The sequence below is a fragment of the Streptomyces sp. NPDC127098 genome, assembly GCF_042722465.1.
Lineage (GTDB): Bacteria > Actinomycetota > Actinomycetes > Streptomycetales > Streptomycetaceae > Streptomyces > Streptomyces millisiae.
Genome location: NZ_JBHXFJ010000073.1, coordinates 11,180 through 38,061, shown reverse-complemented (window position 1 = coordinate 38,061; position 26,882 = coordinate 11,180). Strand labels below are relative to the sequence as shown.

At 73.8% G+C, this 26,882-nt stretch carries 24 protein-coding genes; 17 read left to right on the top strand and 7 right to left on the bottom strand.

The features are described 5' to 3' along the window. Positions 1 to 39: 39 nt before the first annotated feature. Positions 40 to 1,071 carry a LacI family DNA-binding transcriptional regulator gene (locus ACFWI8_RS31385; RefSeq protein ID WP_387098498.1) on the bottom strand — a complete coding sequence of 344 codons (1,032 nt, stop codon included), beginning with the start codon at positions 1,069 to 1,071 and terminating at the stop codon, positions 40 to 42. A 104-nt stretch (positions 1,072 to 1,175) separates the two neighbouring features. Here ACFWI8_RS31385 and ACFWI8_RS31380 point away from each other — a divergent pair, with 104 nt between their 5' ends. The 10 genes from ACFWI8_RS31380 (at position 1,176) to ACFWI8_RS31335 (ending at position 12,046) form a co-directional block, all read left to right on the top strand. Continuing rightward, complete coding sequence (locus ACFWI8_RS31380) at positions 1,176 to 2,447, top strand: MFS transporter (protein ID WP_387098496.1); 1,272 nt, start codon at positions 1,176 to 1,178, stop codon at positions 2,445 to 2,447. Positions 2,448 to 2,456: 9 nt separating this feature from the next. Further along, positions 2,457 to 3,818: a Pup--protein ligase gene (gene pafA / locus ACFWI8_RS31375; protein ID WP_132816738.1), complete on the top strand. Its 1,362-nt coding sequence runs from the start codon at positions 2,457 to 2,459 to the stop codon at positions 3,816 to 3,818. 103 nt (positions 3,819 to 3,921) lie between these two features. Further along, positions 3,922 to 4,929 carry an FKBP-type peptidyl-prolyl cis-trans isomerase gene (locus ACFWI8_RS31370; protein ID WP_387098494.1) on the top strand — a complete coding sequence of 336 codons (1,008 nt, stop codon included), beginning with the start codon at positions 3,922 to 3,924 and terminating at the stop codon, positions 4,927 to 4,929. Positions 4,930 to 5,028: 99 nt separating this feature from the next. Next, positions 5,029 to 5,403, top strand: a complete 375-nt coding sequence (locus tag ACFWI8_RS31365) for an FKBP-type peptidyl-prolyl cis-trans isomerase (RefSeq protein ID WP_387098492.1) — start codon at positions 5,029 to 5,031, stop codon at positions 5,401 to 5,403. A 97-nt stretch (positions 5,404 to 5,500) separates the two neighbouring features. Further along, positions 5,501 to 6,460, top strand: a complete 960-nt coding sequence (locus tag ACFWI8_RS31360; RefSeq protein ID WP_387098490.1) for a helix-turn-helix transcriptional regulator — start codon at positions 5,501 to 5,503, stop codon at positions 6,458 to 6,460. A gap of 40 nt (positions 6,461 to 6,500) precedes the next feature. Then, positions 6,501 to 7,478 carry a helix-turn-helix transcriptional regulator gene (locus tag ACFWI8_RS31355; RefSeq protein WP_387098488.1) on the top strand — a complete coding sequence of 326 codons (978 nt, stop codon included), beginning with the start codon at positions 6,501 to 6,503 and terminating at the stop codon, positions 7,476 to 7,478. Beyond that, on the top strand, positions 7,478 to 7,705 hold the full coding sequence (locus ACFWI8_RS31350; protein WP_311603498.1) for a hypothetical protein: 228 nt from the start codon (positions 7,478 to 7,480) through the stop codon (positions 7,703 to 7,705). The genes ACFWI8_RS31355 and ACFWI8_RS31350 overlap by 1 nt, the downstream gene beginning before the upstream one ends. Before the next feature lie 144 nt (positions 7,706 to 7,849). Then, positions 7,850 to 8,131 (top strand): Sec-independent protein translocase subunit TatA, encoded by a 282-nt coding sequence (gene tatA / locus ACFWI8_RS31345; protein WP_387098485.1) that lies wholly within the window; start codon positions 7,850 to 7,852, stop codon positions 8,129 to 8,131. Between the two features lie 83 nt (positions 8,132 to 8,214). Further along, the gene (gene tatC / locus ACFWI8_RS31340; RefSeq protein WP_387098483.1) at positions 8,215 to 9,135 is read left to right on the top strand and encodes a twin-arginine translocase subunit TatC; all 921 of its coding nucleotides are present in this window, start codon (positions 8,215 to 8,217) and stop codon (positions 9,133 to 9,135) included. 100 nt (positions 9,136 to 9,235) lie between these two features. Next, positions 9,236 to 12,046 carry a DEAD/DEAH box helicase gene (locus ACFWI8_RS31335; RefSeq protein WP_387098481.1) on the top strand — a complete coding sequence of 937 codons (2,811 nt, stop codon included), beginning with the start codon at positions 9,236 to 9,238 and terminating at the stop codon, positions 12,044 to 12,046. A gap of 22 nt (positions 12,047 to 12,068) precedes the next feature. On the opposite strand, the gene ACFWI8_RS31330 is transcribed toward ACFWI8_RS31335, so the two are convergent. After that, positions 12,069 to 12,974, bottom strand: a complete 906-nt coding sequence (locus ACFWI8_RS31330) for a 5'-3' exonuclease H3TH domain-containing protein (RefSeq protein WP_387098504.1) — start codon at positions 12,972 to 12,974, stop codon at positions 12,069 to 12,071. 270 nt (positions 12,975 to 13,244) lie between these two features. On the opposite strand from ACFWI8_RS31330, the gene ACFWI8_RS31325 reads away from it, so the two are divergent. Continuing rightward, positions 13,245 to 14,444 (top strand): cation:proton antiporter, encoded by a 1,200-nt coding sequence (locus tag ACFWI8_RS31325; RefSeq protein ID WP_387098502.1) that lies wholly within the window; start codon positions 13,245 to 13,247, stop codon positions 14,442 to 14,444. Positions 14,445 to 14,721: 277 nt separating this feature from the next. On the opposite strand, the gene ACFWI8_RS31320 is transcribed toward ACFWI8_RS31325, so the two are convergent. The 3 genes from ACFWI8_RS31320 to ACFWI8_RS31310 form a co-directional block, all read right to left on the bottom strand. After that, positions 14,722 to 15,438: a gamma-glutamyl-gamma-aminobutyrate hydrolase family protein gene (locus tag ACFWI8_RS31320; protein ID WP_387098479.1), complete on the bottom strand. Its 717-nt coding sequence runs from the start codon at positions 15,436 to 15,438 to the stop codon at positions 14,722 to 14,724. A 14-nt stretch (positions 15,439 to 15,452) separates the two neighbouring features. Continuing rightward, complete coding sequence (gene eat, locus ACFWI8_RS31315; RefSeq protein WP_387098477.1) at positions 15,453 to 16,922, bottom strand: ethanolamine permease; 1,470 nt, start codon at positions 16,920 to 16,922, stop codon at positions 15,453 to 15,455. Positions 16,923 to 17,064: 142 nt separating this feature from the next. Further along, entirely contained in the window at positions 17,065 to 17,814 is a 750-nt protein-coding gene (locus tag ACFWI8_RS31310) for a FadR/GntR family transcriptional regulator (RefSeq protein WP_387098475.1), read from the bottom strand. A gap of 74 nt (positions 17,815 to 17,888) precedes the next feature. Here ACFWI8_RS31310 and ACFWI8_RS31305 point away from each other — a divergent pair, with 74 nt between their 5' ends. The 6 genes from ACFWI8_RS31305 to mycP all read left to right on the top strand — a co-directional run bounded on the left by ACFWI8_RS31305 (position 17,889) and on the right by mycP (position 24,817). Then, on the top strand, positions 17,889 to 19,265 hold the full coding sequence (locus tag ACFWI8_RS31305) for a glutamine synthetase family protein (protein WP_387098500.1): 1,377 nt from the start codon (positions 17,889 to 17,891) through the stop codon (positions 19,263 to 19,265). A 35-nt stretch (positions 19,266 to 19,300) separates the two neighbouring features. Beyond that, positions 19,301 to 20,677 (top strand): aldehyde dehydrogenase family protein, encoded by a 1,377-nt coding sequence (locus tag ACFWI8_RS31300; RefSeq protein ID WP_387098473.1) that lies wholly within the window; start codon positions 19,301 to 19,303, stop codon positions 20,675 to 20,677. 63 nt (positions 20,678 to 20,740) lie between these two features. Further along, positions 20,741 to 21,526 carry a 3-oxoacyl-ACP reductase gene (locus ACFWI8_RS31295; protein ID WP_387098471.1) on the top strand — a complete coding sequence of 262 codons (786 nt, stop codon included), beginning with the start codon at positions 20,741 to 20,743 and terminating at the stop codon, positions 21,524 to 21,526. Between the two features lie 85 nt (positions 21,527 to 21,611). Beyond that, entirely contained in the window at positions 21,612 to 22,550 is a 939-nt protein-coding gene (locus ACFWI8_RS31290; RefSeq protein ID WP_387098469.1) for a DUF2510 domain-containing protein, read from the top strand. Positions 22,551 to 22,616: 66 nt separating this feature from the next. Beyond that, positions 22,617 to 23,561 (top strand): hypothetical protein, encoded by a 945-nt coding sequence (locus ACFWI8_RS31285; protein WP_387098467.1) that lies wholly within the window; start codon positions 22,617 to 22,619, stop codon positions 23,559 to 23,561. Continuing rightward, entirely contained in the window at positions 23,558 to 24,817 is a 1,260-nt protein-coding gene (mycP, locus tag ACFWI8_RS31280) for a type VII secretion-associated serine protease mycosin (RefSeq protein WP_387098465.1), read from the top strand. The genes ACFWI8_RS31285 and mycP overlap by 4 nt, the downstream gene beginning before the upstream one ends. Here the strand turns inward: mycP and ACFWI8_RS31275 are convergent. Continuing rightward, positions 24,759 to 25,754: a serine hydrolase gene (locus tag ACFWI8_RS31275; protein WP_387098463.1), complete on the bottom strand. Its 996-nt coding sequence runs from the start codon at positions 25,752 to 25,754 to the stop codon at positions 24,759 to 24,761. The two genes, mycP and ACFWI8_RS31275, sit on opposite strands and share 59 nt — an antisense overlap. A gap of 263 nt (positions 25,755 to 26,017) precedes the next feature. Then, entirely contained in the window at positions 26,018 to 26,458 is a 441-nt protein-coding gene (locus ACFWI8_RS31270; RefSeq protein WP_387098461.1) for an enediyne antibiotic chromoprotein, read from the bottom strand. Positions 26,459 to 26,882: the final 424 nt, after the last annotated feature.

The following is a 26,882-nucleotide window of genomic DNA, read 5'->3' as shown; positions in this document are numbered from 1 at the left end:
GCCGGGGGGGGCGAGGAGTAGCCCCCCCCCCGCGTGGTTCTACGGCCCCGCCGCCGGCGGGGCCGTAGAACCACGCGGGACGAGCTCGACGGGCAGCACCGCGCTGGCGCACGGTTCGCCGCGCAGGGCGGCGAGCAGCGCCCGCATGCCCGTCGCGCCGAGCTCCTCGGCCGGCAGCCGCACCGTTGTCAGCTCCGGCTCGAGCGCGATCCCCAGGGTCAGGTCGTCGAATCCGGTGATCGACACGTCCTCCGGGACCCGGAGCCCCAGTCGCCTGGCCGCCTTGTAGGCACCCGCAGCCAGCAGGTCGTCGTCGCACACCAGGGCCGTGGGCCGGGGCGTGTGGGCGGTCAGCGCACGCTCGGCCGCCCGCAGCCCGCCCTCGATGGTGAGCGACGCCCGCTCGGTGGCCACCAGGCCGGCGTTCGGCGCCCCGGCCAGCCGGTCGGCCAGCTCCCTCGCCCGGACGGCGAAGGTCCAGGAGTCCACGTCCGCCGCCAGATGGCAGAACCGGCGGTGGCCGAGGGCCAGCAGATGCCCGGCGACCAGCCGCGTCGCCTCGGCGATGTCGGGGTTGACGGTGCCCGCCGCGGCGCCTCGACCCGGCTCGCTGTCCAGCATCACCAGCGGCAGTCCCTCCCCGCTCAGCGCCGCCAGGGCCTCGGCGGCCATCGAGGACGCGAGCACGCCGGCCAGCGAGACGCTGGCCGAGGCGAAGGGGTCGCGGGCCGGCAGGACGACCTCGGGGGAGTGGTAGAGCACGAGGCCGACGTCCTCCTCGCCGGCCACCCGGGCGGCACCCGCGTGCACCCGCGCGAAGAACTCGTTGGTGAGCGCCGGCACCACGATCAGCACCGTCCTGCTGCGGCCGAGCCGCAGGCTGCGCGCGGCCAGGTTGGGCCGGTACGCCAGCTCGCGCGCCGCGGCGCGCACCGCCTCGACGCGCGCCGGCGACACCCGGCCGCGCCAGCGGTCGCCGAGCACCAGCGAGACCGTCGCCTGGGAGACCCCGGCCCGCCGCGCCACGTCCCGGCTGGTCGGCCGGTCCGGCCTCCCCGTGCTGTCGCTCACCCGCCGTGCTCCGCTCACATCCGACCGGGACCCACTCTCCCGGAGTGCCGCAATCGTACGTAGACTCAGCGGCGTTATACGTAACACGTGCGGAGGGTGCGGGCATGGCCATGGGATATCTGGAGCTGCTGCGGGCGCGTCACGTGGCCCGGTTGCTCGTCGGCACGCTGGTCGGCCGGCTGCCCAACGCCACCGCCGGGCTCGGCATCGTGCTGTTCATCCGCGCCGAGGGCGGTGGCTACGCGCTGGCCGGTGCCCTGGCGGCCGCCTACGGAGTGGCCAACGCCGTGGGGCAGCCGCTGCTCGGCCGGCTCGTCGACCTCCACGGGCAGCCCCGGGTGCTGCTGCCCTCGGCCGTGCTCTCCGCGCTCGGCATGGTGCTGCTCGCCGCGGCCGGCACCGATCCCGTCGCCCTGGCCTTCGCCGGCGCCCTGCTCGCCGGCCTCGCCACCCCGCCGCTGGAGGGCGCGCTGCGGGCGCTGTGGCCCAGCGTGCTCTCCGGTGAGGGCCGGGTGCAGCGGGCCTACGCGCTCGACGCGGTGGCCCAGGAGGTCATGTTCACCGCGGGACCGCTCGTCGTGACGCTGGTCGTCGCGCTCTGGTCGGAGACCGCGGCACTGCTGGTGATCAACGCCCTCGGTCTGCTGGGCGCGTTGGTCGTGGCGGCCTCCGGGCCCTCCAGGCGCTGGCGCGGGGCCCGGCGCGAGGCGCACTGGCTCGGCGCACTGCGCTCGCCGGGGCTGCTCGCGCTGCTCGGTGGCTTCTTCTTCGTGGGGGTGGCCCTGGGCTCCATCTCGGTGGCCGCCGTGGCCTACGCGGACGCCCGCGGCGACGAGTTGATCGCCAGCTACCTGCTCTCGGCGCTGAGCGCCGGGGCCCTGGTCGGCGGGCTCGGCTACGGCGCCGTCGCGTGGGCCGGCGCCCCCGAACCCCGGCTGCGGCTGCTGCTCGCCGGGCTCGCCGTCGGCTACCTGCCGCTGGCCCTGGCGCCGCCCTCGGTGCCGCTGATGACCCTGCTCGCCGGGCTCGCGGGGATCTTCCTCGCGCCGGCCCTGGCCTGCTCGTTCGTCGTCATCGACCGGCAGGCCCCGGTCGGCACGGTCACCGAGGCGTTCTCCTGGCTGGTGACCATGTTCGGCGTCGGCGCCGCCCTCGGGCAGGCGGTGGTCGGCCCGGTGATCGAATGGGGCGCGGAGGCCGCCGGGTTCGGCGTCACGGCGGCCGCCGGCGTCCTCGCGCTCCTCGTGGTCACCGCCACCCGGCGCGTTCTCGCAGCTCCCGAGGGTTCGCCGAACGGGAGCGACGGGCCCGTGGAATCGCAAAATGATCGAAACGCCGCACTCGAACCCGGTTTCAGAACCGGGCATCAGGCGTAATGTTCACTCATGGATCGCCGAATCTTCGGGCTGGAGAACGAGTACGGCGTCACCTGCACGTTCCGAGGCCAGCGTCGGCTGTCCCCGGACGAGGTGGCCCGCTATCTCTTCCGCCGCGTCGTGTCCTGGGGGCGCAGCAGCAACGTTTTCCTGCGCAACGGCGCGCGGCTGTATCTGGATGTCGGTTCGCACCCCGAGTACGCCACGCCGGAGTGTGACAACGTCGTCGAGCTCATCACGCACGACAAGGCGGGTGAGCGCATCCTGGAGGGTCTGCTCGTCGACGCCGAGCGCCGGCTGCACGAGGAGGGCATCGCCGGCGACGTCTACCTGTTCAAGAACAACACCGACTCCGCCGGCAACTCCTACGGCTGCCACGAGAACTACCTGGTGGCCAGGCACGGGGAGTTCTCCCGGCTGGCCGACGTGCTGATCCCGTTCCTCGTCACCCGCCAGCTGATCTGCGGCGCGGGCAAGGTGCTCCAGACGCCGCGCGGCGCCGTGTTCTGCGTCAGCCAGCGCGCGGAGCACATCTGGGAGGGCGTGAGCTCGGCCACCACCAGGTCGAGGCCCATCATCAACACGCGCGACGAGCCGCACGCCGACGCCGAGCGCTACCGCCGGCTGCACGTCATCGTCGGCGACTCCAACATGTCCGAGACGACCATGCTGCTCAAGGTCGGCGCCACCGACCTGGTGCTGCGCATGATCGAGGCAGGCACGGTGATGCGCGACCTGACCCTGGAGAACCCGATCCGGGCCATCCGCGAGGTCAGCCACGACATCACGGGCCAGCGCAAGGTCAGGCTGGCCACCGGGCGCGAGGCGTCCGCGCTCGAGATCCAGCAGGAGTACTACGAGAAGGCGCTCGACTTCTGCGAGCGCCGTGGCATGCGCACCGGTCTCACCGAGCAGGTGCTCGAACTGTGGGGCCGGGCCCTGGAGTCCATCCGCAGCCAGGAGCTCGACAAGATCAACACCGAGATCGACTGGGTGATGAAGTACCAGCTGATCGAGCGGTACCGGGCCAAGCACAACCTGACCATGTCGCACCCGAGGGTCGCGCAGATAGACCTCGCGTACCACGACATCCACCGCCGCCGTGGCCTGTACTACCTGCTGGAGCGCAAGGGCCAGGCCCAGCGGATCTGCAACGACCTGAAGATCTTCCAGGGCAAGTCGGTGCCCCCGCAGACGACCAGGGCCCGGCTGCGCGGCGACTTCATCCGCCGTGCCCAGGAGCAGCGTCGGGACTTCACCGTCGACTGGGTGCACCTGAAGCTCAACGACCAGGCGCAGCGCACGGTGCTGTGCAAGGACCCGTTCCGGTCGGTCGACGAGCGGGTGGAGAAGTTGATCGCCGGGATGTGACGGCGCGTGTCGGGGTGGGCCGCCCGGGTGGTGGCGCCCGAGGCCGTAGGGTGGGGTGGGACCAGCGGGTCCCACCCCGACCGTGCCTACCCGAGTTGGACTCATGATCCCCACCACCAAGCGAGTGCGCCGCATCGTCGCGGTGCTGGCCGTCCCGGCCATCCTGTTGCCCGTGGCCGCCTGCGGCTCCGAGGACGACGGCTCCGGATCCTCGGGGGCCAGCGGCCCGGTCGCCACCGTGTCGGGCCAGCCCGGCGAGCAGCCGGAGATCACCGTCGAGGAGGACGCGGCCGCCGGTGACGAGACCGTGTCCCAGGTGATCGACGAGGGGGACGGCGCGGAGGTCCAGGAGGGGGACTTCGTTCGGGTGAATGTCGTCGGCCGGACCATCCAGGGCGACGTGGAGCTGATCAACACCTGGAAGAGCGCCTCGGGCGACGAGCTGGCCACCGAGGAGGAGGGCCCGCGTCCGCAGGTCATCGTGCAGGCCGGCACCGAGTCCGCGCTCCCCGCCGTCGCCACCGAGCCGCTGATCGGCCAGACCGTGGGCAGCCGGATCCAGGTCGAGGGCAACTCCGTCGACATGCTGGGCGCCGCGGCGCAGCAGGGCGGCATCCCCGAGGACGACGGGATCGTGTGGGTCTTCGACATCGCCGGCGCGGTCAGCGTCGACCCGGAGGCCGCCGCCGAGGGCGAGCAGGCCCCGGTCGAGGAGGGCATGCCCGAGGTCGAGGCCGCGGCGGGCGAGCCCGCGACCATCACCGTCCCCGAGGGGGAGGACCCGCCGGCCGAGCTGCGGGAGCAGGTGCTGATCGAGGGCGACGGCCCCGAGGTCACCGAGGGCCAGGCGCTGGTCGTGCAGTACACCGGCGTCATCTGGGACAGCGGTGAGCAGTTCGACTCGTCCTGGGACCGGGAGAGCGCCTCCGCCTTCCAGATCGGCACCGGCCAGGTCGTCCAGGGCTGGGATCAGGGCCTGGTCGGCAAGCACGTCGGCGACCGGGTGCTGCTGGTGATCCCGCCGGACCTGGGCTACGGCTCCGAGGATCGGGGCGGCATCCCCGCCGACTCCACGCTGGTCTTCGTCGTCGACATCGTCGGCGCGGCCTGACACCCACCGCGCGTGCCCGAGCGGCCGGTGTGCGTGCCGGCCGCTCGTTCACGTCCGAACGCGGTTTTCCCTAGCAAAGGACGATGGAGGGGTATTCACGTGAACACCGACAAGCCCGAGGTCGACTTCCCGGGCGGCGAGCCGCCGGCCGACCTGGAGATCAAGGACATCTGGCAGGGTGACGGGCCGGTCGCCGAGGCGGGCGCCGAGGTCTCCGTGCACTACGTGGGCGTCTCCTTCAGCACCGGTGAGGAGTTCGACGCCAGCTGGAACCGCGGCGCGCCGCTGACCTTCCAGCTCGGCGCCGGCCAGGTCATCCCCGGCTGGGACCGGGGCGTGCAGGGTATGCGCGTCGGCGGCCGGCGACAGCTGATCATCCCGCCGCACCTGGCCTACGGCGACGCCGGGGCGGGCGGTGGCCGGATCGCGCCGGGCGAGACGCTGATCTTCGTCTGCGACCTGGTCTCGGTCTGATCCCCGCAGGGGGTACCGTGGGCCCATCCCCGAACGGACCAGCGCGGTCCAAACCGGGGGTGGGCCCACGGTGTTGAAGAGGGAGGGCGGCGCTTCGATGGCGATTGCCAAGGCCGAGCGACTGATGAACCTTGCGCTGTGCCTGCTCGGCAGCGGCCGCCCGCTGACCAAGCGGGACCTCCGCTCCTCCATCGAGGCCTACCTGGAGGTCGGCTCCGAGGACGCCTTCAACCGCATGTTCGAGCGCGACAAGGACGACCTGCGCGAGCTCGGCATGGTGATCGAGACGGTCGAGAGCATCGACGGCGAGGTCGGCTACGTGGCACGCCGCGACCGCAACCAGCTGCCGCCGGTCACGCTGGACGCCGAGGAGGCCGCCGCGCTCGGCCTCGCGGCCCGCGTCTGGCAGCAGGCCAGGCTGGCCGGCGCGGCCAGCGGCGCGCTGCAGAAGCTGCGCGCCGCGGGGATGCCGCTCGGTGCCGAGGAGGGCGAGGCGTACAGCGCCCTCGAACCCCGGGTGCCGGCCGGCGAGGCCGCCTTCGAGCCGCTGATGCTCGCCTGCCGCGACCGTCGCCCGGTCACCTTCGACTACCGCAAGTCCAACGCCGCGCATGCCGAGACCCGGCAGGTCGAGCCCTGGGCCCTGGAGTGCTGGCGCGGCCACTGGTACCTGGCCGGCTGGGACCGGGACCGCGGCGCCGAGCGGGTCTTCAGGCTCTCCCGGATCACCGGCCGCGTCAGGTCGCGCTCCGGCGCCTTCACCGCCCCCGTGCCCGACCAGGTCGCGGTGCGCGGCAGCGTGGCCCGCTGGGCGGGCGAGGAGGCCACCGGGCAGGCCAGGATCAGGCTGCGGGCCGGCTCCGGCTACCCGCTGCGGGCCCGGGCGAGCCGGGTGACGGCCGGGGCCGCCGGGCCCGACTGGGACGAGCTCGAGATCCCCTACGGCCACGGCCTGGGTGCCTGGCTCGCCGAGTTCGGACCCGACGTGATCGTGCTCGAGCCCGCCGAGCTGCGGGCCGACGTGGTGGACCGGCTGCGGGCGGTCGCCAAGGGCTAGCGCCCGAGGCGTGGCGAAGGCGTAAGGAGAGGCACAGACTATGGCGACCACCGCCATCGACCGGACCAGGCGGATGCTGTCCCTGGTCACCTATCTCCGCGAGCGCCCGGGGGCCCGGGTGGCCGAGGTGGCACGGGCGTTCGGGATCACCGAGGAGGAGCTGATCTCCGACCTCCAGGTGCTGCCCATGTGCGGCACCAGCTTCCGTGGCGGGGACCTGCTCGACATCGACACCGACGGCGAGCACATCTGGTGGTACAACGCGGAGGCCGTCGGTTCCGGTACCGGCCAGCCGCTGCGGCTCGCCGCCGACGAGGCCACGGCCCTGCTGGTCGCGGCCCGCGCGGTGGCGACGCTGCCGGGGCTGCGCGACGGCGACCGGGACGCCCTGCTGCGCGCCACGGCCAAGCTGGAGGCGGCCGCGGGCGAGAGCGCGGGCGCCAGCTCGCGGCTCTCGGTCACCTTCGAGGCCGAGGGCGGCGTCTTCGCGGACGTGGACCGGGCCATAACGGAGCGCCGCAGGCTCCGGATCCGCTACTACTCGCCGGGCCGGGACGAGCTCACCGACCGGGAGATCGACCCGATCCGGCTCTTCGCGGTCGGCCACACCTACGTCGAGGCGTGGTGCCGGCGCTCCGAGGCCAGGCGTACCTTCCGGCTCGACCGGGTGGCCAGGATCGAGCTGCTCGACACGCCGGCCGACCCGCCGCCCGTCGAGCCGCGTGACCTCAGCGAGGGCCTGGTGCAGCCGTCCCCCACCGACCCCGAGGTGGTCGTCGAGGTGGGCCCGGGCGGCCGCTGGGTCGCCGAGTACTACCCGCACGACACCGCGGAGGAGCTGCCGGACGGCGGGCTGAGGGTGACGCTGCGCACCCCCGATCCGGCCACGCTGCGTCGGCTCGCGCTGCGCCTCGGCGGGGACGGCCGGATCGTCTCCCCGCCGGAGCTGGCGGACAGCGCCAGGCGCGCCGCCCGCGACGCGCTGGTGCGCTACGAGGAGATCGGGGAGGCGGCCTAGTGTTCTGGCCGATGTTCCAGCTGGTCCTGGCGTTCCTCGGGGTCGCGGTGCTCGGGGTGCTCGCGGTCCTGGTGGGGGTCGAGGTGCGTCGGTTCGCGAAGGCCGTGGGGGACGGCAGCGAGCGGATCAGCCGGGCCGCGGACGACCTGGAGCGGGCCGCGGCACCCCTGGCCACCAGGGGCGGAGCGGTCAGGCGCGGCGACGGGGCGCCCGGCGGACGACAATAGGTGGTCGCGCGGGCATTGATTCGTGTTCACCCTCCCGCGTTAAGATTGCGGCACGTGTGGGACCGTGGGGAAATATCCGCGTCCGGCACGGCAAGGCTTCAGCAAGAAGCTCATTCCCGAATCAGAAGGTAGACGGAGAAGATTATGGGCTCGCTCTCGGTATGGCATCTCCTCGTCGTCTTCCTCGTCGTCGTGCTCGTCTTCGGATCGAAGCGCCTGCCGGACACCGCACGGTCCCTCGGCAAGTCGCTGCGCATCCTGAAGAGCGAGACCCAGGCCATGAAGAACGACGGCCGCACCGACACCGCCGGTGCCGACACGAGCACGTCCGAGCCGCAGCCCGCTCCGCGGACCATCCAGGCTGCCCCCGGCGACGTGGCCAGCTCGCGCCCCGTCGAGGAGCCCGGGCGTACGACGCAGCCCTGATGCCGCAGGCGGTATCCAAGGCAGGACCGAGGTTCCAAGGCGGCCGGCGCGGTTCCGGCTGCCCTACGAGATGAGGACGTGGGGTGCCCAAGGCCGCACAGAAAAAGGTGAAGGACCCCGAGGGGCGGATGCCGCTCACCGAGCACCTGCGTGAGCTGCGCAACCGGCTCGGCATCTCGGTCGCGGCGATCCTGGTCGTCACCATCGCGTCCCTGGTGTTCGCCAAGGACATCATGGACTTCCTCACCGCGCCGGTGCCGCTCTGCGACGACCAGAGCGACCCGGACGCCGCCGCGCACCGCTGCGCCGTGCTCGCGCAGAACGGCCTGACGTCGCCGTTCGCCACCTACTTCCGGGTCTCCCTGCTGGTGGGTGTGATCGCCGCCTCGCCGATCTGGCTCTACCAGTTCTGGGCCTTCATCGCGCCCGGCCTCCACCGGAACGAGAAGAAGTACAGCCGCGCCGTGGTCAGCGTCGGCGTCCCGCTCTTCCTCACCGGTTGCTACTTCGCCTACTGGCTGCTGCCGCGCGCCATCCCGGTGCTGCTGAGCTTCAGCGCCAACGACGCGACCAACTTCGTCTCCGTCGAGGAGGTCCTCGACATCACCATCCGGCTGGCGCTGGCCTTCGGCCTCTCCTTCGAGCTGCCGCTGGTGCTGGTGATGCTCAACATCGGCGGCGTCCTCTCGGGGAAGCGGATGCTCAGCTGGTGGCGCTGGATGGTGGTGGGCATCGCCGTCTTCGCGGCCGCGATCACGCCGACCGACCTGATGTCGATGATCGCGCTCCAGGTGCCGGTCACCGCCCTCTACTTCATCGCCTGTGGCATCGCGCTCTTCAACGACCGGCGGCGCCGTCGGCGGGACGAGGAGGCGGAGCTGGCGGACGACGAGGCCTCGCAGCTGGACCTCACCCCGGCGACGATCGAGGCGCCCGAGCGGGTCAGCTCCGGCTCCCTCGACGACAACCCGCCCCGGCTGAACGGCTTCGACGACGCCACCTGAGCGGCCCCGTGGCGAGCGCTCCCGGGAGTCCGGGGGCGCACCCGAGCGGCCGTAAAAGATCACCATCCTGTCAGAGGCGGCCGGTAGGCTCGTAACCACAATGACCGATGACATGTCCCCCGCCGAGCGCTACGCCGCCGCCCGGCGGCGCGCCGCCGAGCACGCCGGCGCCCTCGGGCCGTTCCGCGAGATGTACGACTTCGATCTCGACGCGTTCCAGATCGAGGCCTGTCAGGCGCTGGAGGCCGGCAAGGGCGTGCTGGTCGCCGCCCCCACCGGCTCCGGCAAGACGATCGTGGGGGAGTTCGCCGTCCATCTGGCGCTCGCCCAGGGGCGCAAGTGTTTCTACACCACGCCCATCAAGGCTCTCTCGAACCAGAAGTTCACGGACCTGGTCAAGCGGTACGGCGCCGACCGGGTCGGGCTGCTCACCGGCGACAACAGCGTGAACTCGGACGCCCCGGTGGTCGTGATGACCACCGAGGTGCTGCGGAACATGCTGTACGCGGGCTCCCAGGCGCTGGTCGGCCTGGGCTACGTGGTGATGGACGAGGTGCACTACCTCTCGGACCGCTTCCGTGGCGCGGTCTGGGAGGAGGTCATCATCCACCTCCCTGAGTCCGTCACGCTGGTCTCGCTCTCCGCCACGGTCTCCAACGCCGAGGAGTTCGGCGACTGGCTGGACACGGTGCGCGGCGACACCCGGGTCATCGTCTCGGAGCACCGTCCGGTGCCGCTGTGGCAGCACGTGCTGGCCGGCCGGCGGATGTACGACCTGTTCGAGGAGTCCGAGCACAAGCGCGAGGTCAACCCGGACCTGCTTCGGGTGGCCCGGCTGGAGAACACCAGGTCCTGGGGCGTCAGGGACCGCGACCGCAACGGCCGGGACCGTCGGCGGGCGGCCGACCGGGAGCGGGAGCGGAGGCAGCGCTCGCGGGTCTACACGCCGAGCCGGGTCGAGGTCATCGACCGGCTCGACGCGGAGGGGCTGCTGCCCGCCATCACCTTCATCTTCAGCCGCGCGGGCTGTGAGGCCGCCGTCCAGCAGTGCCTGCACGCCGGGCTGCGGCTCAACGACGCGCCGGCCAGGGCCCGGGTGCGGGAGATCGTGGAGCGGCGCACGGCGGCCATCCCCGACGAGGACCTGCACGTCCTCGGCTACTTCGAGTGGCTGGAGGGCCTGGAGCGCGGGATCGCGGCGCACCACGCCGGCATGCTGCCGACGTTCAAGGAGATCGTCGAGGAGCTGTTCGTCCGGGGCCTGGTCAAGGCGGTCTTCGCCACCGAGACGCTGGCGCTCGGCATCAACATGCCGGCCCGCTCCGTGGTGCTGGAGAAGCTGGTCAAGTGGAACGGCGAGCAGCACGCGGACATCACCCCCGGCGAGTACACGCAGCTCACGGGCCGGGCCGGCCGGCGCGGCATCGACATCGAGGGCCATGCCGTCGTCCTGTGGCAGCGGGGCATGGACCCGGGACACGTCGCGGGGCTCGCCGGCACCCGCACCTATCCGCTGCGCTCCTCGTTCAAGCCCTCGTACAACATGGCGGTCAACCTGGTCGGCCAGTTCGGCCGGCACCGCTCGCGTGAGCTGCTCGAGACGTCCTTCGCGCAGTTCCAGGCGGACCGTGCGGTGGTCGGCATCTCACGCCAGGTCCAGCGCAACGAGACGGGTCTCGCCGGCTACCGCGAGGCGATGACCTGCCACCTGGGCGACTTCCAGGAGTACGCGCGGCTGCGGCACCGGCTCAAGGAGCGGGAGACCGAGCTGGCCAGGCAGGGCGTGGCCCAGCGGCGGGCCGCGGCGGCCAGCGCGCTCGAGCAGCTGCGGCCCGGGGACATCATCCACGTGCCGACCGGCAAGTTCGCCGGCCTCGCCCTGGTGCTCGACCCTGGTGTCCCGGCCGGCCGCAGCCCGGGGCACCGCGGCTTCGAGCACCACGACGGGCCGCGCCCGCTGGTGCTCACCGCCGAGCGCCAGGTCAAGCGTCTTGCCTCGATCGACTTCCCGGTGCCGGTCGAGCCGTTCGACCGGATGCGGATCCCCAAGTCCTTCAACCCGCGCAGCCCGCAGTCGCGGCGCGACCTGGCGTCGGCGCTGCGTTCCAAGGCCGGCCACCACGAGCCGCGCCGGCACCGCAGGCAGCGGGCCGCGGCCGCCGACGACGCCGAGATCGGGCGGCTGCGGACCGCCATCCGCGCCCACCCCTGCCATGGCTGCGCGGAGCGCGAGGACCACGCGCGGTGGGCCGAGCGCTACTACCGGCTGGAGCGGGACAACCGCACCCTGCAGCGGCGCATCGAGGGCCGCACCAACACCATCGCCAGGACCTTCGACCAGGTCTGCGCGCTGCTGACCGAGCTCGACTACCTGCGCGAGGAGGAGGTCACCGAGCACGGCAGGCGCCTCGGCCGGCTCTACGGCGAGCTCGACCTGCTGGCCAGCGAGTGCCTGCGGGAGAGGGTCTGGGAGGGCCTGGGCCCCGAGGAGCTCGCGGCCTGCGCCTCGGCCCTGGTCTACGAGGCGCGCTCGGCCGACGACGCGCCGGCGCCCGAGCTGCCCGGCGGCCGGTGCCGCCAGGCCCTGGGGGAGATGGTCAGGATCTGGGGCCGGCTGGACGCCCTGGAGGAGGAGCACCGGATCAGCCAGGCCACCGGCGTCGGCCAGCGCGAGCCAGATCTGGGCTTCGCGATGCCGGTCTTCCGCTGGGCCCACGGGCTCGGCCTCGACGAGGTGCTGCGGGACGCCGACATGCCCGCCGGTGACTTCGTCCGCTGGTGCAAGCAGGTGATCGACGTGCTCGGGCAGATCGCGGCCGCCGCCCCGCAGGACGGCACGGTGCCGGGGAACGCCCGCAAGGCGGTCGACGCGCTGTTGCGCGGGGTGGTGGCGTACAGTTCGGTGGCCTGAGGCCGGGCCGCGGCCCGGCCGCTCAGCGCCCCAGCGCGGTGAGCAGCCGGGTGAGCGAGCCCCCCAGGCCCCAGCGGGCGTCGAGGGCCTCCAGGGCCGCCGGGTCGCGCGGCGCGGTGGGCAGCGCTGGGTCGTGCACAGGGAGCTTCAGGTCGGTGACCACCCGGACGACCCGCGGCGCCACGGCCAGGTACTCCCCGGCCTCGGCGAGCCGCTTGCGCTGGGCTGGGGTGAGGGCGGCGCGCGGGTCGTCGACGGCGGCGCGGATGCCGGCCAGGTCGCCGAACCGGTCGAGGAGTCGGGCCGCGGTCTTCTCGCCGATGCCGGGCACCCCGGGCAGTCCGTCGCTCGGGTCGCCGCGGAGCACGGCCAGGTCCGCGTAGCCTGGCCCGTCCACGTCGTACTTCTCGCGCAGCGCCGCGCCGTCGAAGCCGGTCAGCGTGCTCATGCCCTTGACCGGGTAGAGGACGCGCACGCCCCGCGCGTCGTCGATCAGCTGGAAGAGGTCGCGGTCCCCGGTGACGATGTCGACCGGTCCGCTCGCGTGGGTCGCCAGGGTGCCGATGACGTCGTCGGCCTCGTGCTCGGGCACGCCGACGCGGGCGATGCCGAGCGCGTCGAGCACCGCGTGGATGACGGGTACCTGGGGCGACAGGGTGTCGGGCACGGTCTCGGTGTCCGGCTCCGCGGAGTGTTCCTCGGCCACCCGGTGCGCCTTGTAGCTGGGGATCAGGGCCACCCGCCAGGCCGGCCGCCAGTCCTCGTCGAGGCAGGCCACCAGGTCGTCCGGGCGGTGGTCGGTGACCAGCCTGGCGATGAAGTCGAGCAGGCCGCGGACGGCGTTGACGGGCGTGCCGTCGGGGGCGCGGACGGACTCCGGCACGCCGAAGTAGGCGCGAAAGTAGAGCGAGGCGGTGTCGAGCAGCATGATTCGTCGGGTCACACACCGGATCATGCCGTAAGGAGCGGGTGAGGGTTCCGGGCCCCCGACGCAAAAATAATCGTTTGATATGCTAACTATTGACGATTTCTTGACGCCGCTCAGACGCTCTCTTGACCGAGCCGTCCGGACGCCATGGAGGAACCATTCACTCGCTGACGCCCGCCCGACCCGGCCCCATCCCGCTCCTGTCCCTGTCGTGCCCCGTCCCCACCCGGCGCGGGTGATCGCATGGGACACGCCGACACCCTGCTCGCCATGGGCGGCGCCTTCGTCGCCGCCGCGTTCCTCGCCCGCCTGGGCGGCCGCATAGGCCTGCCCACGATCCCCCTGTTCATCCTGGCCGGCATACTCCTCGGCCCCAACACCCCGGGCTTCGTGCTGCTCGAGGACCCGCACGACCTGGAGATGCTGTCCGCGCTCGGCCTGGTGCTGCTGCTGTTCTACCTCGGGCTCGAGTTCCACATGGACGACCTCAAGACCGGCGGCCGCAAGATGACCGTGGCCGGCTGCACCTACCTGGCGCTCAACGTCGGCGCCGGCCTCGGCTTCGGCTTCGCGCTCGGCTGGGGCACCTCGGAGGCGCTGGTGCTCGCCGGTGTGCTGGGCATCTCGTCCTCGGCCATCGTCACCAAGATCCTCGTGGACCTCGGCCGCATCGGGAACCCCGAGACCAAGCCGATCCTGGGCATCATCGTGGTGGAGGACATCTTCCTCGCCCTGTACCTGGCCGCCCTGCAGCCGGTGATCTCCGGCGCCGACGACGTCGGCGCCATGACGCTGGACATCGCCAAGGCCTTCGGCTTCCTGCTGCTGCTCGCCATCGCGGCCCGGTGGGGGACCGGCGTGATCGGCAAGCTGTTCGCCATCAAGGACAACGAGCTGCTGGTGATCTCCTTCCTCGGCGCCGCCGTGCTGATCGCCGGCATCGCCGAGACCTTCGGGGTGGCCGACGCCATCGCGGCCTTCATGGTCGGCCTGATCCTCGGCAACACCGGCTCCCGCGACCGCATCCTGGAGCTGGTGCACCCGCTGCGGGACGCGTTCGCCGCGATCTTCTTCTTCGGCTTCGGCCTGTCGATCGCGCCGGGCGACCTGCCGACCGTCATCTGGCCGGTCCTCATCGCGATCGTCATCACCGTCGCGATGAACCTGCTGGCCGGCCTGGTCACCGCGCGGATCTACGGCTTCGGCCCGCAGCCGGGGGCCAACGTGGCCACCACGCTGCTGGCGCGCGGCGAGTTCGCGCTGATCCTGGCCACCATGGCGGCCGCCGCGGGGCTCGACGAGCGGCTCTCGCCGTTCATCGCCGGCTATGTGCTGATCCTGGCCGTGGTCGCGCCGCTGGTCGCGGGACGCTCGCACTGGCTGCTGGTGGTGATGCCGGGTGGCCGCGAGGCGGCCCGGCAGGCGGAGCTGGCGGAGGCCGGCGCGGAGCCGGCGACCTCACGCTCGTAGCGGAGGCGCTGCGGGGGCGCTGCGCTGGCCTGGCCATTGACCCCGGGCCCTGGCGGGCGGCCATGCCGGCCGCGCGACGTGGCCGTGGCGAGGGCCGGGCCTGCGTCGACGGCGCGTGGCGCGGGGGCGCTGCGCTGGCCTTGCCGGACCTTGGACGCTGGTGGCCGGGCAGCCGGCCACGCGGTGTGGTTGGGGCGGGGGCCGTCGCGGGCCGGGCTTGCGCCGACGGCGCGCGGCCGAGGCGGTGCCCCGCCGCCATCTGTCGAGCCGAGAGGGCTCAGGTGCCGAGGCCGCGGTCCCGACCGCCGGCCGCCGCTCTCACCAGACCGCTGAGGAGGCGCGTGTCGTCGGCCGCCTCCGGGTGCCACTGGACGGCGAGGACGAAGCCGTCGGCGGACGGCAGCTCCAACGCCTCCACCGTGCCGTCCGCCGTGTGCGCGGTGGCCGTCAGGCCGGGGCCGAGCACGGCCACCGCCTGGTGGTGGTGGGTGGGGACCGCGAGCGGTGCGGGGGAGAGGAGGTCGGCGAGCAGGGAGCCCGGTACCGGGGTCACCTCGTGGTCGACGAAGGTACCGGGCCGGCCCTGGTGGCCGGCCACATGCTGGTGCAGCGTCCCGCCGAGCGCCACGTTCAGCAGCTGCATCCCCCGGCAGATCCCCAGCAGCGGCAGCCCGGCGGCCAGCGCCGCCTCGATCAGCGCCAGCTCCCACCCGTCGCGCTCCGGCGCCGGCGGGCCGCTGCGCGGATCCCGCGCGGCGCCGTAGCGGGTCGGCTCCACGTCCGGGCCGCCGGCGACCACCAGACCGTCGAGCCGGCCGACCGCGGCCGCGGCCGCGTCGGGGCCGGCGTCCGGCGGCAGCAGCGCCGCGAGGCCGCCGGCCCGCTGCACCTGGCGGTGGTAGCCGACCGGCAGCAGCGCCGCCGGCGTCTCCCACACGCCCCAGCGCGCCGAGTCCTCCAGGTAGCTGCTGATCCCGATCAGCGGTCGCGCCATCCGGCGGGCTCCCTTCAGTCCCTGGCCAGTTCGGCCTCGGCCTCGGCCAGCGCCGCGAACTCCTCCTCGGGGGCCGCGGCCACCAGGCGGTGCCGACTGTAGAAGGCGAAGTACGCCACCGCCACGGCGTACACGCCGAGGGCCATGAGTGCGGCCTGCCGGTCCACCAGGAACGTGGCCACCAGCGCCGCGAGCGCCAGCGCCAGGGCGACGCCCGAGGTCGCCACCCCGCCGGGGGTCCGGTAGGGCCGCGGCAGCCCCGGCTCGCGGCGGCGCAGCACGATGTGCGAGAGCGTCATCAGGGCGTACGAGATGGTGGCCCCGAACACGGCCACGTTCAGCATCCGGGCGCCGTCCCCCGTCGCGGCCGCGAGCGCGAAGCCGAGCGCCCCCGGGATCAGCAGGCCCAGATAGGGCGACCTGCGGCGGCTGGTCAGGGAGAGGAAACGTGGCAGGTAGCCGGCCCTGGAGAGCGCGAACAGCTGCCGGGAGCCCGCGTAGACCAGGGAGAAGAACGAGGCGACGAGCCCGGCGAGCCCCGCGTAGTTCACGAAACGACTCAACCCGGTCGTCTCGCCGTCCGGTTCGAGCGCCGTCACCAGCGGGTTGCCCGCGTCCTGGATCGCCGCCGAGCCGCGCGCCCCGGCGGCGGCCAGGAAGGTGAGCGCCGCGAGCACCAGCAGGATCCCGATCGCCCAGGCCATCGCCCTGGGCAGGGTGCGGGCCGGGTCCCTGGTCTCCTCGGCGGCCAGCGGCACGCCCTCGACGCCGAGGAAGAACCACATGCCGAACGGGAACGCCGCCCAGATCCCGAGCAGTCCGAACGGCAGCCAGGAGCTCGCGCCGAACGCCCCGTCGTCCACCGGGATGTCGTCCAGCGCGCCGGGGCTGAAGTCGGCCAGCGCGCCGACCACGAACACCAGCAGGGCCGCCACCGCGACCGCGGTCACCGCCAGGCTGAACCGCAGCGCCTCGCCGACCCCCCACAGGTGGATGGCGAGGAAGACGACGAAGCAGCCGAGGTAGACGGGCCAGCCGGACTCGAGCCCGAAGAGGTCGAGCGACTCGACGTAGTCGCCGATGAAGATCGCGATCGCGGCGGGAGCCAGCACGAACTCGATCAGGATCGCCGTGCCGGTCAGGAACCCGCCCCAGGGGCCGAGCGCCCGCCGCGCGAAGCCGTAGCCGCCGCCCGCCGTGGGCAGCACGGCGGCCAGCTCGGCCAGCGCGAACACCATGCAGGTGTACATCAGGCCCATCAGCACCGCGGCGATCGCGAGCCCTCCGAAGCCGCCCTCGGCGAGGCCGAAGTTCCAGCCCGCGTAGTCGCCCGAGACCACGTAGGCGACGCCGAGACCGGTCAGCAGCAGCGGCCCGGCGCTGCCGGTGCGCAGGGCCCGCCGGCGCAGGTAGGCGTCCTCGGGGGACGGCGGGTCGCCGGTCTCCCCGGGCGGCGCGGTGCTGGGCTCGGTGTGCTCGGTCATGGGCCGCTCCTTCACTCGCGCCCGCCGTGGGGGGCGTGAATGGTCCGGGCCGATACCTTTGCGGTTGTCGTGGTCGCGGCGCAAGCCTCGTGCGTGAAAAGGCTGTTACGGCACCGGGGGGCGTGCGGGCCCGCCGGCCGGCTCAGGCGAGGAAACCGCGCAGCAGCGCCGCGGTACCCGCGCAGTGCTCGCGCATCATCTCCCGCGCCCCGTCCGCGTCCCCCTCGCACACCGCGGCCACCAGCGCCGCGTGCTGGGCCTGCGAGTGCCCCAGGTTGCGCACCAGCAGCGGGATGCAGTCCAGCAGGTCGTTCACCGTCGCCCGCACCGCCGCGTACTGGGCGGCGAGCGACGGCGACCCGGACAGCTCGGCCAGCGTCAGGTGCAGCGCCGTGTCCATCCGCCGGTAGTCGGCCGGCGCGGCCTCCTCGGTGGCGGCCAGCGCCGCCCCGAGCCGCGCCGTCCCCGCCGCGTCCAGGCCCTCGGCCGCGCACAGGCCGGCCGCGCCGACGTCGAGCACCTCGCGCAGCCGCAGCACGTCCTCCAGGTCCACGTCCGCGATCCGGCGCCGCAGTTCGGCCCGGCCCGCGTCACCGGCCGGCGCGGGCCTTGGGCAGACGAACGTGCCGCCGTACCGGCCGCGCCGGCTCTCCACCAGGCCCTCGTCCTGGAGCACCTTCAGCACCTCGCGCAGCGTCACCCGGCTCACCCCGAGCCGGGCCGCCAACTCCCGCTCGGCCGGCAGCCGTTCACCACCCGCCACCAGGCCGAGCCGCAGCACCTGGAGTATCTGCTCCAGGGCCTCCTCGAAGCCGTTGCCGGCGCGCACCGGCCGCAGCACCGCCGTCAGTCGCTCGACCCCACCGCCCAGGCCGCCGCCACCCTCGCCCATCGGACCTACTTCCCAATCAATGGTCTCCACCGCTACCTTATGGCCCCCGGTTGAAGCGACAGGAGGCCGTCGACGTGTGGGAACGCACACCACCGCTGTCCATCGAGGAACTGCGCGGCCTGGTCGACATCGGCGAGATCGACACCGTCGTCCTCGCCTTCACCGACATGCAGGGCCGGCTCCAGGGCAAGCGGTTCGCCGCCAGGTTCTTCCTCGACGAGGTGTGGCGCCACGGCACCGAGGGCTGCAACTACCTCCTCGCGGTCGACACCGACATGAACACCGTGGACGGCTACGCCATGGCCTCCTGGGAGCGGGGCTACGGCGACTTCCGGATGGACGGCGACCCCGCCACCCTGCGCCGCGTCCCCTGGCATCCGGGCACCGCCATGATCACCGCCGACCTCGCCTGGCACGACGGCGCCCCGGTGGCCGCCTCGCCCCGCCAGATACTGCGCCGCCAACTGGACCGGCTCGCCGAACGTGGCTGGACCGGACACGTCGGCACCGAGCTGGAGTTCATGCTCTTCCGCGACAGCTACGAGCAGGCCTGGAACGCCGGCTACCGCGACCTCACCCCGGCCAACCAGTACAACGTCGACTACTCCGTGCTCGGCACCGGGCGCGTCGAGCCGCTGCTGCGCCGCATCCGCAACGAGATGGCCGGCGCGGGGCTCGTCGTCGAGTCGGCCAAGGGCGAGTGCAACCTCGGCCAGCACGAGATCGCCTTCCGCTACGCCGACGCCCTCACCACCTGCGACCAGCACGTCGTCTACAAGACCGGCGCCAAGGAGATCGCCGCCCAGGAGGGCGTCGCCCTCACCTTCATGGCCAAGTACGACGAGCGCGAGGGCAACTCGTGCCACGTCCACTTCTCGGTCCGCGACGCCGCCGGCCGCCCCGTCTTCGCCGCGACCGACGACGACCGCGACCCGCACGGCATGTCGGAGACCATGCGGCACTTCCTCGCCGGCCAACTGGCCACCCTGCGCGAGCTGTCGCTGCTCCACGCCCCCAACATCAACTCCTACAAGCGGTTCCGCGCCGGCTCCTTCGCGCCCACCGCCGTCGCCTGGGGCCTGGACAACCGCACCTGCGCGCTGCGGGTCGTCGGCCACGGCCCCTCCCTGCGCCTGGAGAACCGGTTGCCGGGTGGCGACGTCAACCCCTACCTGGCCGTCGCCGCCATGATCGCGGCCGGCCTGCACGGCGTCGACCAGCGCCTGGAACTCCCGCCGCCCTGCCAGGGGAACGCCTACACCGGCGACGCCGAGCGCGTCCCCGCCACCCTGCGCGACGCCGCCGCGCTCTGGCGCGACAGCGCCGTCGCCCGCGCCGCCTTCGGCGACGAGGTGGTCGAGCACTACCTCAACATGGCCCGCGTCGAACAGGACGCCCACGACAGCGCGGTCACCGACTGGGAGCGGTTCCGCTCCTTCGAACGCCTGTGACCGCGGACCCCGGAACCCGAGGAGCCACCCGCACCGTGCAGACCACGCCGCCGGCCCACCACATCGTCAACCCGGCGACCGAGGAGATCATCGCCACCGTCCCCGTCACCACCCCGGCCGAGGTCGACGCGGCGGTGCGCCGCGCCACGGCGGCCCAGGCCGGCTGGGCGGCGCTCGCCCCCGCCGACCGGGCCAGGCTGCTGCGCCGGTTCGCCGCCGAGGTCGACGCGGCCCGCGAGGAGCTGGCGCTGCTGGAGGTCAGGGAGGCCGGGCATCCCGTCGGCAACGCGCGCTGGGAGGCGGGCAACGTCCGCGACCTGCTCGACTACGCGGCCGGCGGCGTCGAGCGGCTGACCGGCCGGCAGATCCCGGTCGCCGGCGGGCTCGACGTCACCTTCCACGAGCCGCTCGGCGTCGTCGGCGTGATCGCCCCCTGGAACTTCCCGATGCCGATCGCCGCCTGGGGCACCGCCCCCGCGCTGGCCGCCGGCAACGCCGTCCTGCTCAAGCCGGCCGAGACCACCCCGCTCACCGCGCTGCGGCTCGCCGAACTCGCCCTGGCCGCCGGCCTCCCGGACGGCCTGTTCCAGGTGCTGCCCGGCGACGGGCCGGGCACCGGGGAGGCGCTGGTCACCCACCCCGGCGTCGCCAAGATCGTCTTCACCGGCTCCACCGCCACCGGCAAGCGGGTCATGGCCCACTGCGCCGCCGCCGTTAAGCGGGTCACCCTCGAACTCGGCGGCAAGAGCCCCAACATCGTCTTCGCCGACGCCGACCTGGAGCGCGCCGCCGCCACCGCGCCCGGATCGTTCCTCGACAACACCGGGCAGGACTGCTGCGCCCGCAGCCGCATCCTGGTGCAACGCGCCGTCTACGACCGCTTCCTCGCGCTCCTCGAACCCGCCGTGCTGTCCATCCCGGTCGGCGACCCGGCCGACGAGGGCACCGCCATGGGTCCGCTGGTCTCGGCCGCCCAGCGCGAACGGGTGCGCTCCTACGTCCCCGAGGACGCCCCGGCCGCCATCCGCGGCACCGCCCCCGCCGGCAGCGGCTTCTGGTACCCGCCCACCGTCCTCGAGGCACACCAGGCAGGGCGGCGCGCCGCCGTCGAGGAGATCTTCGGACCGGTCGCCGTCGTCACCCCCTTCGACGACGAGGACGAGGCCGTCCGGCTCGCCAACGCCACCGACTACGGTCTCTCCGGCTCCGTCTGGACCCGCGACCTCGGCCGGGCGCTGCGCGTCTCCCGGGGCGTCGCGGCCGGCAACCTCTCCGTCAACTCGCACAGCAGCGTGCGCTACGCCACCCCCTTCGGCGGCTTCAAGCAGTCAGGGCTCGGCCGCGAGCTGGGCCCGGACGCGCTCGTCGCGTTCACCGAGACCAAGAACGTCTTCCTCGCCTCGGACTCCTGAGACCGAGGACCGAGGCCCCACCGCACCACGAGTCCACCGGCACCACGACCCAAGGAACCCGCAGTGACCGAGACCCACGTGTCCGCCCGCCGCCTGGTCGGCCGCACCGCCGTCATCACCGGGGCGGCCAGCGGCATCGGCCTGGCCACCGCCCGCCGGCTCGCCGCCGAGGGCGCCACCGTGGTCTGCGCCGACCTCGACGCCGAGCGCGGCGAAGCCGCCGCCGCCGAGACCGGCGGCCGCTACGTGCACACCGACGTCACCGACCGCGAGCAGGTGGAGGCGCTGTTCCAGACCGCGGTCGACGCCTACGGCGCCGTCGACATCGCCTTCAACAACGCCGGCATCTCGCCCCCCGACGACGACTCCATCCTCACCACGGAGCTCGACGCCTGGCGCCGCGTCCAGGAGACCAACCTCACCTCCGTCTACCTGTGCTGCAAGGCCGTCATCCCGCACATGCGCCGCCAGGGCAGGGGCTCCATCATCAACACCGCCTCCTTCGTCGCCGTGATGGGCGCCGCCACCTCCCAGATCAGCTACACCGCCTCCAAGGGCGGGGTGCTCGCCATGTCCCGCGAGCTCGGCGTGCAGTTCGCCCGCGAGGGCATCCGGGTCAACGCCCTGTGCCCGGGGCCCGTCAACACCCCGCTCCTCAAGGAACTGTTCGCGAAGGACCCGGAGCGCGCCGCACGCCGCCTGGTGCACGTGCCGGCGGGCCGGTTCGCCGAGCCGGAGGAGATCGCCGCCGCCGTCGCGTTCCTCGCCAGCGACGACGCCTCCTTCGTCAACGCCGCGGAGTTCCTGGTCGACGGCGGCATCTCCGGCGCGTACGTCACCCCCCTGTGACGTCCCCCGCCACCGCCGCGTGGCGTTCAACCGGCCACGCACGGTGGCCTCGTGGGCCAAGCTGTGGCAAGTTCACTCCGTGAGCATGACGATGCCACCCGGCTGGTACCGGGACCCGAGCCAGGGCGAGGACGGACCCGCCCTGGAGCGATGGTGGGACGGCGCCTCCTGGACCGAGCGCACCCGTCCCCCGGGCGGCGAGCCCACAGCGGCCTCGCCGACCGCCACGGCGCCCGGCCACGGCTGGCCGGCCGCCGCCCCCCCGACCCCTCTCGTGCCGCCCCCGCCCGTGCCGCCACAGCCCGGGAGGCGGGGCGGCCGGGTTGCCATGCTGATCGGCGGCGCGCTGGTGCTCGCCGGGCTGCTGGTCGCCGTCCCGCTGCTCCTCGACGAGGACGGGCGCGACGGGGGCGGCGTGGCCGGCGACGCGTTCGAGCGCTTCGCCGGGCCGCCGGGCGAGGGCGAGGAGCGGCCCGAGCGTGAGGGTGGGAGCGGCGCGGGTGACGGCTTCACCGAGGCCCAGGTCGGCGGCGCCGCGCTGCCCGTTCCCGAGGGCTGGGAGGAGGGCCGGATGGACGGCGGCGTCTCGGTCACCATCGGCGGCTACCCCTGCCCGACCGACGCCGACCTCCAGTGCGTGGACGCCGGCGCCCTCCTGATCGCCGTCCCCGGCGTCGCCGGCGTCACCCCCGAGCAGTTGGCCGCCGGCGACATCCCGAGCAACGAGCAGGACTCCTACGGCGAGGCGTCCTACGGCGGGATCACCGACTCCCAGGACGTGCTCGACGAACCGGTCACCGTCGCCGGCCAGCAGGGCCACCGGGTCCGCACCCGCGTCACCACGGGCGCCGGCACCGAGGCGTACGTCGAGTCCGTGGCGTTCCCCGCGCCGGACGGCTCCGACGCGCTGTTGCTGCTGCGGATCGGCTGCGACCTCGCCCCCGACGCCCCCGACCCGGACGTTCTCGACCGGTTGGTCCAGGACGTCAGGGCGGTGGCGGGCGGGCCAGGTACCGAAGTCTGAGCGGGCGACCGTAAAGTGACCACGTCACGCGTGACCAGCGACGCCGGTCGGCCTGGGAGAGGGTGGATGAACACGGAGCAGGGTCCCCGGCGCACGCCACCGGCACCGCCGTCACGGCCCGCCCCGCCACCGCCCGCGGTGCCGCCGCCGCCCGCCGCCCCGCCGCCCCCCGCCGCCCCGCCGGCACCCCAGGCACCGCCCGCGCCCCGGCGGCCCGTCAGCGACTCCCCGGTCACCCTCGACCTGCGCGGCATCATCGCCCGCCGCGCCTCACACCGCGTCGTCGCCGCGGTCGCCTGTCTGGTGCTCGGCACCGGCCTGCTCGGCGGCGCGGCCGCCGGCGCCTGGCTCGCCGGCGGCGACGGCGCGGCCGGCACCGCCTTCGAGGAGGCCCGCGAACTCTGGCGCGACCGCCCCGTGGACGAGCTCTTCCCGCCCGAGATCGACGGCGCGGGCGCGGGCCCCGGCGGCGCCGACCGCCGCTGGATACGCGTGGCCGTCGCCCCCGACAGCACCTGTGCCGAGGCCCTCGACCCGCTGCTCGCCGAGGTGTTGGCGAGCGCCGGCTGCCACCGCCTGGTGCGCGCCACGTACACCGACGAGACCGAGACCACCGTCACCACCGTGGGCCTGCTCTTCACGGAGGCCGACCCGGCCGAGACGAGCGCCCTCAGCCGCCGCTTCGCCGACCAGGAACTCGCCGACCGCGCCGACCTGTTGCCCAAGCCCTACGCGGCCCCCGGCACCGCGGCCGAGGACTTCGGCGACGCCCAGCGCGCCTCCTGGTCGCTGCGCGTCCTCACCGAACTGCCCGTCGTCCTCTACACCGTGACGGGCTTCGCCGACGGCCGCGAGGTCGAGGAGCCGGAACCGGCGGCCGAGGCCGCCGCCGAAGGCCAGGACTCCACCATCGCCCTCGCCGGCCTCGGCCACGACGCCCAGGGCATCGCCGACCGGATCGAGACCGGCCTCGGCCGGGCCGCCGAGACCAGGACCCAGGAGGCGCGATGACGTTCCCCCGCCGGTTGCCGGCGCTCGCCCTCACGCTCGGCGCCCTGGTCGCCACCCAGCTGCTGCCCGGGGCCGCGCCCACCGCCCACGCCGATTCCATCCGCGACCAGCAGCAGTGGGCCCTGGACGCCATCAACGCCGGCGAGGCGTGGGAGTTCACCCGCGGCGACGGGATCACCGTCGCCGTCCTCGACACCGGCGTCGACGCCGGCCACCCCGACCTCGCCGGGGCCGTGCGCGAGGGACGCGACCTCGTCGGGATGGGGGCCGAGCCGGGCGACCCGACCTGGGCCGCCCACGGCACCGCCATGGCCGGCATCATCGCCGGCCGCGGCCATGGCGCGGGCCGGGGGAGTGGCGTCGTCGGCGTCGCCCCGCAGGCCGAGATCCTGCCCGTGCGGGTGCTGCTCGAGGACGACGACCCGGCCCGCGACGAGGCCAGGGAGGCGCGTGCCGGCGCGGTCGCCGAGGGCATCCGCTGGGCCGCCGACGAGGGCGCCGACGTCATCAACCTCTCGCTCGGCGACGACAGCGAGTCCGCGCACCCCGACCCCGAGGAGGACGCCGCCGTCCGCTACGCGCTGGCCAGGGGCGCCGTGGTCATCGCCTCAGCCGGCAACGGCGGGGAGCGGGGCGACCCGGTCTCCTACCCGGCCGGCTACCCGGGCGTCATCGCCGTCACCGCCGTGGACCGCACCGGCGGACCCGCCGTGTTCTCCACCCGCCGCTGGTACGCCACGCTCAGCGCTCCCGGCAAGGACGTCATAGTGGCCGACCCGGACGGCCGTTACTACGCGGGCTGGGGCACCTCGGCCGCGGCCGCGTTCGTCTCCGGCACGGTCGCGCTGATGCTGGCCGCCAACCCGGACCTCACCCCGGCCCAGGTGCGGCGCGTGCTCACCGAGACCGCCCAGCAGCCGCCCGAGGGCGGGCGGAACGACGCGGTCGGCGCCGGTGTCGTCGACGCGGCGGCGGCCATCCGGGCGGGGGCCGAGCTCACCGGGCGCCAACTCGCGCCCGCCGCGGGACCCTACGACGAGGAGTACTTCGGCCCAGGTCCGCGCGAGGTCCGCGCCGGCTCGGGCGGCACCGCCTGGCTCGCTCCCACCGCCGGCGCCCTCGGCGTCATCCTGCTCGGCGTGGCGGGCGCGCTCGGCGGCGTGGCCGGGCGGGCGCGGGCGCTGCTCGGGGACCGGCTCAGGCGATCGGGCCCAGCGTTCGGCTCGGGCTCCAGTTGGCCTCCTGATCCGTCGTGACGGCGGCCACCGCCGCCCGGGCGGCGTCCTCGACCAGGCGCACGCCCTCCTCGAAGCCGGCGTGCCCGTCCGAGACCACCGCGACCAGGTAGGACCGGCCTTCGACGGTTATCCGGCCGATGCTGTTGACGTCCCACAGCTCTGTCCTGGAACGCGGCAGCCAACCGTTCTTGAGCTCGAAGTCCCCGTCGGCGGCGGCCGATATGCCCCACCGCTGCTCGGGCGTCACCGCGCCCATCAGCTCCCGCAGATAGCCACGCGACTCGGCGGTGAGCGGGGAGTCGGTGCCGTACACGGCCCGCAGCAGGGCCAGCTGGTCCGCGCTGGTGGTCTGGGTCAGTCCCCAGTGCCCGAGAGTGCCGCCGTCGGTCTCGACGAGCCCGAGCCGCTCGTTGGCCGCGTCAAGACCCCGCGGGCCGCCTATGGAGCGCCACAGCTCGTCGGCCGCGTCGTTGTCGCTGTGCTGGATCATCACGGCGGCCTGGGCGCGCTCGGCGGCCGTCAGCTCGCGCCCCTCGTCCTGGGCCCGGAGCAGCAGCGCGGCCAGGATGTCCACCTTCACGATGCTCGCGGTGTCGAACCGCCCGTTGCCGAAGGCGGCGGTGAGGCCGGTGTCCTCGGCGAGCACCGTGACGGATATCCGCACCCGCTCGTCGCGCAGCAGGGGGGCGAGCGACTCGGCGAGCACGGCGTCCGGGTCGCCAGGCGCCATCGCGTTCGGGCCCGTGCCCGAGGCGGCGCGGCCGGCGGGGGGCGCCGCGTCGGTCGCGTCCGGCGCGCCGTGCGCCGGCTGGTCCGCGCCGCCGAGCACCACGTCGGCCGCGTCCACGGCGGAGTCGCCGGCCGCCGTGACGGCGAGCAGCGAGGTGGCGAGCGCGGCGTTCAGCACCAGGGCAGGCCGAATCCGCCGTGCCACGGGACCGGGGATCAGGCTCATGACTCCGCACCGTATCCCGCACAGGTGGCCGAGTCACCGCCTCCGGCATGAAGAACACGTAACGGCGGGTGACGAACATCACGCCGTGCGGACGGCGGGCCCCTCTATCACCCGCTGCCGCCACGTGCGGGCGGCACCCGACCGTGTCGCGCGGGACACCCCGAAGGACGGACACTCGGTTGGCTCCGGCCGGCGGCCTGCGCCTGGTCCATGGGGGCGACCAGGCACAGGTCGGGCACGGCCCTCCGGGGGGAGCTACCGCGTCACTGGAACGAGATCGGGGTCGACGTGCCGGGGTTCTCCGGCGAACCCGCCCCGAAGAAGCAGCCGCCGGAAACCGTCGTGCAGTCCACCGTGACCGACTCGCCGCTCGGCGCGGTCCCCTCGAAGCTCCTGCGCGCCCAGGTCTCCCCCGAGGCGTTTCCGGAAGCGTCGGCCACCAGGTTCAGCGCGTCCGGCAGATTACAGACGACATTGCCGGCCGAGATCTCGGCGCACTGGGCCGCGTATATCTGCTCACCGGCGCCGAAACCCGACACCGACACCGTGATGTCGGCCCCGTCCGTCAGATTCGTCGCCGGCGTGACGGTGACGGCCGGGGCCGCGGCCATGGCCGGTGACGTGCCGGAGACGGCCAGCGCCAGGGCCGCGACGGCCACGGTCGCCGCGCCGGCGAGCGGGCGTAGCCTCGTGCTGATTCGCATTCTCTCTCCCTTTTCCGCGACAAGTGGGCAGCGGGAATTCTCCCTTTCGGATTCTGTCCCGAGAGGGCCCGCGGCCAAGAACGATCGTGGGAGAAGAGAGACCCGGTAAACCCCTGTCGTCCCCTGGAATGGGTTAGGGGGAAGCTAGGGGTTAATCCGTGTGGTGCGCGCTCGTACGCTCCTGGGGCGGACGCAACGGCGATCTGGATCCGAACGCGAGGAGAGTGCCGTGGACCCCCTTTCGCTTCTCGTGGGCGCCGGAATCGCCGTGTCCGGCTTCCTGGCCGGGGGGGGGGGGGGGGGGCGGGGGGGGGGGGCCCGCCCCGGGGGGGGGGGGGGGGGGCCGGGGCCCCCGAACCGGGGGGGGCGCGCCCACACCCACAAAAAACCGCCTCCCCACCGGCGGAGAGGAGGGGGGCCCCCA